Here is a 1125-nt window from a genome sequence, read left to right as displayed (position 1 = left end):
GTAAGGAGATGGACATCACATTGTCGCTGTGCGGAAAACGTCTGGTGACCGACATGGGCAAGGACCAGATCCGGCGCTAGCCAGGTCGGCGACGGCCTGATCACGGAGACAGCGATACGTTGGCAGAACCCGACATTCATTTCCTGGACGCGCGCGGACCGGACGGCATGCGTCTCTACGCAATCGGCGATGTCCATGGCCGGCTCGATTTGCTGGCCGCCATGCATCAGCGGATCGAGAGCGAGCTCGAATGGAAGCCGGCTCGCGACTGGCGCGTCATCCACCTCGGCGACTATGTCGACCGTGGGCCGGACTCCAAGGAGGTCGTCGATTTCCTGATCGAGGCGCGCAAACGCGATCCGCGAAACCTGATGCTTGCCGGCAATCACGATCTCGGCTTTCTCGATTTTCTCGATACCCCTGACCCGGACGGGCTTTTCATGCGCTATGGCGGGGTCCAGACGGCGCTATCCTACGGTGTGCCCCTCGCGGCCGACGCCGGCTGGTTCGGCAGGATGGAGACGATGAGACGGGGGCATCAGGCTCTGCTCGAAGCCGTACCGCAACACCATATCGACTTCCTGCGCTCGCTACCCTTCTCAATCAGCTTCGGCGACTTCTTCTTCTGCCATGCCGGCATCAGGCCAGGCGTTGCCCTGGAGAACCAGAATCCGCAGGATCTGATCTGGATCCGCGACGTTTTCCACGATCACGCCGGCCTTTTCCCGAAGATCGTGGTGCACGGCCACACGCCCGTTCCCGAGGCGGAAGTCATGGCCAACCGCGTCAATGTCGATACGCTCGCCTGGCAATCAGGCATGCTGAGCGCGCTCGTTGTCGAGGACGCCGACAAACGCATTCTGACAATGACAATAAGGGAAGCTTGAGTGGCGCGCGCCGCGGAAACGACGCGAACGGTCCGGCTATTCAGCGCAGCGAAGCGGTGACGCCGTAGCCGTCGACGGCGTTGTGGTTGTTGGCGGCATCGGCCGCATAGATGCCGAGACCGCAAATCACGATGGCGGACATCATGGCAAAGGACAGAAGCGCTGCTTTCACGGACGTCATCTCTTGTTGAGCTTCCTGCATCTGTGCACGAGGCGGTTACCAATGCGTTGAAACGAT

Annotated in this window: 2 protein-coding genes; one reads left to right on the top strand and one right to left on the bottom strand. The window is 61.0% G+C overall.

Features of this window, described 5'->3' with window-relative positions; translation table 11 throughout:
- The first annotated feature begins 119 nt into the window (after positions 1-119).
- Positions 120-887, top strand: coding sequence for a metallophosphoesterase family protein (locus FJ980_RS33350; RefSeq protein WP_140524800.1), 768 nt, complete (start codon positions 120-122; stop codon positions 885-887).
- Positions 888-927: 40 nt separating this feature from the next.
- Here the strand turns inward: FJ980_RS33350 and FJ980_RS33345 are convergent, their stop codons facing one another.
- The gene (locus FJ980_RS33345) at positions 928-1068 is read right to left on the bottom strand and encodes a hypothetical protein (protein WP_181165325.1); all 141 of its coding nucleotides are present in this window, start codon (positions 1066-1068) and stop codon (positions 928-930) included.
- Between the last annotated feature and the right edge of the window lie 57 nt (positions 1069-1125).

The organism is Mesorhizobium sp. B1-1-5, assembly GCF_006443065.1.
Taxonomy (GTDB): domain Bacteria; phylum Pseudomonadota; class Alphaproteobacteria; order Rhizobiales; family Rhizobiaceae; genus Mesorhizobium.
This window is presented reverse-complemented; position numbering and strand designations above follow the sequence as displayed.

What these genes read in the sequence shown, in the direction of transcription:
- FJ980_RS33345 (WP_181165325.1), bottom strand. Translation starts at nt 1,068, where the DNA reads ATGACGTCCGTGAAAGCAGCGCTTCTGTCCTTTGCCATGATGTCCGCC.